At 75.7% G+C, this 6,552-nt stretch carries 7 protein-coding genes; 3 read left to right on the plus strand and 4 right to left on the minus strand.

The genetic code is table 11. The annotated features are described in order from the left end of the window. Nucleotides 1-37: 37 nt before the first annotated feature. Complete coding sequence (locus ABZW32_RS26200; protein ID WP_030229787.1) at nucleotides 38-517, minus strand: carboxymuconolactone decarboxylase family protein; 480 nt, start codon at nucleotides 515-517, stop codon at nucleotides 38-40. Continuing rightward, entirely contained in the window at nucleotides 514-1,593 is a 1,080-nt protein-coding gene (locus ABZW32_RS26205) for a dihydrodipicolinate reductase (protein WP_356220042.1), read from the minus strand. The genes ABZW32_RS26200 and ABZW32_RS26205 overlap by 4 nt, the downstream gene beginning before the upstream one ends. Nucleotides 1,594-1,738: 145 nt before the next feature. Between ABZW32_RS26205 and ABZW32_RS26210 the strand changes: the two genes are divergently transcribed. Continuing rightward, the gene (locus ABZW32_RS26210; protein ID WP_356220045.1) at nucleotides 1,739-2,938 is read left to right on the plus strand and encodes a serpin family protein; all 1,200 of its coding nucleotides are present in this window, start codon (nucleotides 1,739-1,741) and stop codon (nucleotides 2,936-2,938) included. On the opposite strand, the gene ABZW32_RS26215 is transcribed toward ABZW32_RS26210, so the two are convergent. Further along, nucleotides 2,904-3,896, minus strand: a complete 993-nt coding sequence (locus tag ABZW32_RS26215) for a PfkB family carbohydrate kinase (protein WP_356220048.1) — start codon at nucleotides 3,894-3,896, stop codon at nucleotides 2,904-2,906. The two genes, ABZW32_RS26210 and ABZW32_RS26215, sit on opposite strands and share 35 nt — an antisense overlap. Next, nucleotides 3,893-4,552 carry a bifunctional 4-hydroxy-2-oxoglutarate aldolase/2-dehydro-3-deoxy-phosphogluconate aldolase gene (locus tag ABZW32_RS26220; protein ID WP_356220051.1) on the minus strand — a complete coding sequence of 220 codons (660 nt, stop codon included), beginning with the start codon at nucleotides 4,550-4,552 and terminating at the stop codon, nucleotides 3,893-3,895. Before ABZW32_RS26220 ends, ABZW32_RS26215 begins: the two co-directional genes overlap by 4 nt. 88 nt (nucleotides 4,553-4,640) lie before the next feature. Between ABZW32_RS26220 and ABZW32_RS26225 the strand changes: the two genes are divergently transcribed. Together ABZW32_RS26225 and ABZW32_RS26230 are read left to right on the plus strand one after the other, a co-directional pair. Continuing rightward, on the plus strand, nucleotides 4,641-5,468 hold the full coding sequence (locus ABZW32_RS26225) for an IclR family transcriptional regulator (protein WP_356220053.1): 828 nt from the start codon (nucleotides 4,641-4,643) through the stop codon (nucleotides 5,466-5,468). A 138-nt stretch (nucleotides 5,469-5,606) separates the two neighbouring features. Then, nucleotides 5,607-6,552: sigma-70 family RNA polymerase sigma factor (locus tag ABZW32_RS26230; RefSeq protein WP_356220056.1), on the plus strand; the 946-nt coding region annotated here is incomplete at its 3' end.

The following is a 6,552-nucleotide window of genomic DNA, read 5'->3' on the forward strand; positions in this document are numbered from 1 at the left end:
GCCGTGCGGAACCGCCTCCGCACGGCCCCGGGCCGCTTCAGCCGCCCGGCAGCACACAGACGCTGTCGAGGCCCAGCACGTGGTTGAGCCGGCCGAAGGCGAGCCAGGAGCCGATGCTCATGCTCAGCTCCACGATCTCCACCTGGCTGTAGTGCGCGGTCATCCGGGCCCAGAACTCCTCGTCGAGGTTGTGGTGGTCCAGGGCGTAGCGCTCCGCGTACTCGGCCGCCAGCCGGGTGCGGTCGTCGAAGGCCCCGGTGGTCCGCCACTCGGTCACCGCGTCGGCGAACCCCTCCTCGACCTTCTCCCCGTCCCGGTCGGTGCGCCAGTCGAGGCAGAAGACGCAGCCGTTGATCTGCGCGATGCGCAGCCGGGCGGCCTCGAACTCGCGCAGGCCCAGGGTGGTGTGGGCGTAGACGGACAGGGAGAAGTTGGCCGCGGCCATGCCGATGCCGGGCACCAGGTCGCCCCACACGTACTCGATCGGGTGCTGTCCTTCGGGGACGTCGATCCTCATGGCTGCTTCCTTCCGAGTTTGCCGACTGCGGGTCGCAGCGGGACGTCGAGCGCGTCGTAGAGCCCCGGTTCGGCGTCGACCAGCCAGTCGATGGCGCCGACGAGCCGGCCGACGGCGGTGGCGTTGCCCCCGGCGGAGCGGTTGTCGTCCTCGTCGGTGCACTCGACGGTGACCTCGATGCGCGGGCGGCCCTCGATGACGACCCGGTGGGCCCCGCTCCCGTCGGGCGGGGTGGGCCAGTCGGGGGCGCAGGACGGGTGGATACGGGTGACGTGTTCGATGACGATGCGGGGCTCGCCCTCGACGATGCCCTGCACCTCGAAGCGGATGGCACCTTGGGTGCCGGCCTCGAACTCGCCCATGGTGCGGGTGGTCACGGTGGCGTCGAGGGCGCGGCGCTCCGAGGTCTCGCGGATCTCGTCGAGTTCCACGCCGAGGGCGCGGGCCATCATGCGGATCTGGCCGCCCCACACCATGGTCGGGACGGAGGGCATGAGCATCATCGGCTCGTGGTCCATGGGACGGCCCATGCCGACCAGGTCGCGGACCGAGTCCGGCTGGTCGTACGTGGAGTAGTCGAAGATCTCCTGGCAGCGGATCGCGTCCACCGTGCTGCCGAGGCCGCTGAGCAGCAGCGGGAGCACGTCGTTGCCCCAGCCGGGGTCGACGCCGGAGGCGAAGAGGGAGCCGCCGCCCTCCGCGACGGCCGCCAGGACCGGGTCCCGGAACTCGGGCGGGGCGCCGCGGTGGTCGTAGAGGGGGTAGAGGGCCGGGCTGACGACGACCGCTCCGGCCGCGATCGCCCGGGTGATGTCGGTGAGGGCGTCGTCGGGGCGGACGTCGCCGGACGCCGCGTAGACGACGGCGGCGGGGCGGGCGGCGAGCACCGCCGCCGCGTCGTCGGTCGCCGCCACCCCCAGCCGCCGGTCGAGTCCGGCGAGTTCGCCCGCGTCGCGGCCGACCTTGCCGGGGTTGTGGACGATCACTGCCGTGAGGGCGAGCGCCGGGTGGGCCTCGACGGCGCGGATCGCCGCGCGGCCGACGTTGCCGGTGCCCCAGACCACCGTGGGAATCATGCGCGGAGGGTAGCGAGGGGGCGTAGAGGAGCCCAGGGCCGTGGAGGATGTTTTTCGGACGGCCGGGCGGTGTGCCGGTACCGGCTCCGCCGGGCCGCGAAAAACCGTTCCCGCCCGGCGGCGCCCCCCACGTACGCTCGCGCGCATGAGGAACTCGACGGTACGCGCGGTCAACCGGCTCACGGCACGCTGGGCGGCCGCCGTCCCGGCCGCGGAGGCCGGCACCGTCTTCACCGCGGCCGGGCTCTGGCCGCTGCTCGCCCTCCTCGCGGGCGGCGCGGCCGGCCCGGCGCGGACGGAGCTGGCCGAGGCGCTCGGCATACCCGCCGAGGACGCGACGCCGGCCGCACGGGAACTGCTGGCCGCGCTGGGCGGCGTACGGGGGCTGCGGTCGGCGACCGGACTCTGGACCCGCGAGGACCTTCCCCTGGAACCCGGCTGGTCGGCGGCGCTCCCTCCCGGCACGAGGGGCACCCTGAGCGGGGACACCGACCGCGACCGCAAGGTGCTGGACGGCTGGGCCCGCGAGCGCACCGACGGCCTGATCGAGCGGATGCCGGTCACGCTGCCGGAGGGACCCGACCAGGTCCGGCTGGTGCTGGCCTCGGCGCTCACCCTGCGGCTGGGCTGGATCCAGCCGTTCCACGAGGGGTACGGAGAGGCGCACGAGGGGCCGTGGGCCGGCCGGCCCCTGCACATGCTGCGCCGCGACACGACCCTGCTGGACCGGGTCAAGGTGGCCCGGGGTCCCGGCGGGGCGGTCACCTTGCTGGAGGTGGTCGCGGACACCGGGGTCGACGTCCACCTCGTGCTGGGCGAGCCCCGGGCCCGCCCCGGGGACGTGCTGGGCACCGGCATCCGGGCCGTCACCCGCGCCCTCCCCGCAACGGGCGTGAGCGTGCTGCCGAACGGAGCTCCGGGCCCCGGCCTGCGCATCGGCACGGTGGTCTCGGAATCCCCCGAGCCGCGGCTCTTCATCGAGACGGCCGCCTTCGAGGTGCGCGCGGAACACGATCTCCTGGAACGGGCCGGGGTGTTCGGCCTGGAGACGGCCGCGGACGCCGCCCGCGGCCACTTCCCCGGTATCAGCCGGGAGCCGCTCGCGGTGGGTTCGGCCCGGCAGACCGCGCTCGCCCGCTTCCACGCGCGCGGGTTCGAGGCCGCCGCCGTGACGGCGGTCGGCGCCGCGGCGGGCTGCGCGGCGCCGGGCCGGCGCTACCGGACCCGCGGGGCGAAGGTGACCTTCGACCGGCCCTTCGGGTTCCTGGCCGTCCACCGCACCTCGCGCCTCCTCCTGGCGGCGGGCTGGATCACGGACCCGGTCGGATACCCGGCCGGACCGTAGCCGCCAGCGCGGCGGTGTCCGCGAAGGCCGGCACGTACCCGGTGCCCCCGCGGCCCGAAACCGAGAGGGAGGCGGCCGCCACCCCGTGGGCCACCGCCCGCTCCAGGGTGTCGCCCAGCGCGATCCGGGCCGTGGCCGTGCCGGTGAAGCAGTCCCCGGCACCGGTCGCGTCGACGGGCGCCGGATTGGGCGGGACCGGGAAGCCCGCCACGCGGGCGCCGTCGTCCAGCAGCAGCAGCCCGGCGCCGCAGGTGACGGCGACGGCGCGGGCCCCCAGCGCCCGGTAGCGGGCCGCCGCGACCCGCGGGTCGGCGGTGTCCACCAGGGCGAGCGCGTCGGCCGGGCAGGAGGTCTTGAGCAGTCCGGTCATCGGCGCGATCCGGGCCAGCAGGTCCCGGGCCGGGTCCCGCCCGGTCAGCCGGGGCCGGTGGTTGGGGTCGTACGTGAGGTGCCCGCCGGCCGCGTGGACGGTACGGGCGGCGTCCAGTACGGCCTCCCGGGCGGTCGGCGAGAGCGCGCCGGTGATCCCGCTGGTGACGAGCGCCCCGGTGGCGGTCAGCAGCTTCCGCCAGGCCCGGGTGTGGGCCGGGGAGAGGGTCGAACCGGCGCTGCGGGTGCGCCAGTAGACGAACTCCCGGTCCCCCTCGGTGTCGGCGCCGACCAGGTAGGCGCCGTTGGGGCGGGGGGCGCGGTGGACGTGGGAGACGTCGACTCCGAGTTCGGCGGCGCGGCGCAGCAGCGGGTCACCGAGTTCGTCGTCGCCGACGACCATGAGGAGGGCGGTGCGCGCTCCGGCCGCCGCCGCGGCGGCCGCGGCGTTGAGCGCGTCGCCGGAGAAGGAGACGCGGGCGGTGGTTCCGTCGGCCACCGCGCGCAGGGCCGAGCCGGCGTGGATCTCGACCAGGACCTCGCCGAGCACGAGGACGTCGTACGCACGGGATGCGGCGGCCGTCGTCACCGCACACCGCCACCGGGCTCGTCGGGGTCCGCCCCGCACGCGGCGCAGCACGGTCCGGCCGGTTCCGCGAAGAGCGCCGCCAGCCGGTCCGGGTCCGCGGGCAGGCCGCCGCCTATGCCGACGGCGCTCGCGCCCGCCGCGAGCCAGGTGCGGACCTCGTCGGGCCGGATGCCTCCGGTCGCGATGAGCAGGGCGTCGGGGAGGACCGCCTTGAGGGAGCGGATGAAGTCCGGGCCGCCGACGTGGGCGGGGAAGACCTTCGCGGCGCCGCCGGACCGGACGGCGGCGGCGATCTCGCCGGGGGTGAAACCGCCCTCGACGAACACCGCCGCGCGGCGCCGCGCGACCTCGCGGACCGCGGGGGCCGGGTAGGGGGAGACCAGGAAGCCGGCGCCCGCGTCGAGTGCCTCCTCGGCCTGCGCGCGGGTGGTCACGGTGCCCACGCCGATCAGCGCGCGGCGCCCGCGGGCGTCGGTGAGCGGGGCGGTGCGGGCGACGGCCGAGGCCCAGCCGGGGGTGGAGGTGGTGAGCTCCACGGCGCGGCAGCCGGCGGCGAGCAGGTCCGCGGCGGCCCGGACGGCCTCGTCCGCGCCGGTGTTGCGCAGGACCGGCAGCAGGCGCTGGGCGGCTATCACCGCGTACGGATGGCAGGACAAAGCACCCTCCGATGTGTTCCACGTAGTGGAACGAGGTATCGTGTGGCGGAACTTCGTGGTCCAGACCTTACCCATGCCGGGAGATGACGTGTCAACGGAGCAAGCGCCCGGCCGGGCATCCGAGGACGTGACGGAGGCCGTCGCCGCGACGGCCGGGCCCGCTCGCGCGGGCCGTAGCTCGGCGGCGGGTTCCGCCCTGGAGAAGTCCCTGCGGATCCTGGAGGCCGTCGCCGCGCCGGGCGGCCCGCACCGCCTCACCGACGTCATGACGGCGGCGGCCGTACCGAAGTCGAGCACCTTCCGGATCCTGGCCGCCCTGATCGAGCAGGGCTTCGTCCGCCCGGAAGGCGACGGCCGCTACGGAACCGGTCCCCGGCTGCACGGCCTGTCGGCCCTGGTCCGCGCCGCGGAGCCGGCCGGTGTCGACGAGGTCCTGCACGAACTGCGGCGGAAGACCGGCCAGACGGTGCACCTGGCGCTGCACACCGGGCAGACCATCACCTACATCCGCAAGCTGGAGGCCGACCAGCCCTTCCGGACGGCCTCGCGCGTGGGCGCCCGGATGCCGCTGCACACCACGGCGATCGGCAAGAGCGTCCTGGCCCTGCTGCCCCCGGAGGAGGTCCGTGCCCTGGTCGCCTCGGCCGGCCTGCCGCGCCGCACCCCGAGGACGCTGACCACGACGGCGGAACTGGAGGCGGAGCTGGCGGCGGTGCGCGCGCGGGGGTTCGCCGTGGACGACGAGGAGAACGAGCCCTCGATCCGCTGCGCCGGGGTGGCCGTCGCCGGACCGGACGGCCGGCCGCTCGGCGGGGTCTCCGTCACCACCGTCACCTTCCTGGTCTCCCGTCAGGAGGCCGAGGGCTGCGCCCCGGCCCTCCGGGAGGCCGCGCGGGCGCTGGCGCCGCTGCTCTGAGCCGTCCGGCCGCCCGCGTGCGGCGGCTCCGCGGATTTTCCCGGAAACTTCTTCCGGATAAGTGTTATCGGGGCCCCACTCGACGGTCTCCCAGTTGTTGGGCATCATCGACCGCCGGTACGGACAGGGACTTTTCACATGAGTACACAGCACACGGCAGCGCTGGTGGCAGCGGCCCGCGCGGGTGACCCCCGCGCCCAGGACGAGCTCGTCAGCACCCACCTGCCGCTCGTCTACAACATCGTCGGACGCGCCCTGAACGGGTCGGTCGACGTGGACGACGTCGTACAGGACACGATGCTGCGCGCGCTCGACGGACTGAGCGACCTGCGTACGGACGAGAGCTTCCGGTCCTGGCTGGTGGCGATCACGATGAACCGGGTACGGGCGCACTGGCAGTCCCGCCAGAACGGCCCCGGGCAGAGCGGGCTGGAGGAGGCCGGGGACCTCGCCGACCCCGGCGCCGACTTCGCCGACCTGACCGTCACGCGGCTCCACCTGTCGGGGCAGCGGCGCGAGACCGCCCGCGCCACGCGCTGGCTGGAGCCCGACGACCGGGCGCTGCTGTCGTTGTGGTGGCTGGAGTGCGCCGGGGAGGTCACCCGGGCCGAGATGGCCGCGGCACTGGAGCTGACCCCGCAGCACGCGGCGGTGCGGGTGCAGCGGATGAAGGCGCAGCTGGAGTCGGCCCGGGTGGTGGAGCGGGCACTGGAGACGCAGCCGCCCTGTGAGGGGCTGCGGGCGATGACGGGCACCTGGGACGGACGGCCCTCCGCCCTGTGGCGCAAGCGAATAGCCCGGCACGCCCGGGAGTGCCTGCGCTGCTCGGGGCTGTGGAACGGTCTGGTCCCGGCGGAGGGGCTGCTGGCCGGTCTGGCGCTGGTCCCGGTGACGGCGGCGCTGCTGGCGGGCGTACGGTCGGCCACCGCCGGCGCGGCGTTCGCCCCGGCGGGCGCGGCCTTCGCGGCGGCGGAGACCCAGCTCGCCCCGGTGGTGTCCGGACCGGGCCGGGCGGCGCGCCGCAAGGGGGCCGACACGGGCGACGCGGGCGGCTCGGGCGCGGACGCCGGCCGCGGGGCGCAGC

The sequence above is a fragment of the Streptomyces sp. NPDC004667 genome (assembly GCF_040609475.1).
Classification (GTDB): domain Bacteria; phylum Actinomycetota; class Actinomycetes; order Streptomycetales; family Streptomycetaceae; genus Streptomyces.

What these genes read in the sequence shown, in the direction of transcription:
- ABZW32_RS26200 (WP_030229787.1), bottom strand. Translation starts at nt 517, where the DNA reads ATGAGGATCGACGTCCCCGAAGGACAGCACCCGATCGAGTACGTGTGG.
- ABZW32_RS26205 (WP_356220042.1), bottom strand. Translation starts at nt 1,593, where the DNA reads ATGATTCCCACGGTGGTCTGGGGCACCGGCAACGTCGGCCGCGCGGCG.
- ABZW32_RS26210 (WP_356220045.1), top strand. Translation starts at nt 1,739, where the DNA reads ATGAGGAACTCGACGGTACGCGCGGTCAACCGGCTCACGGCACGCTGG.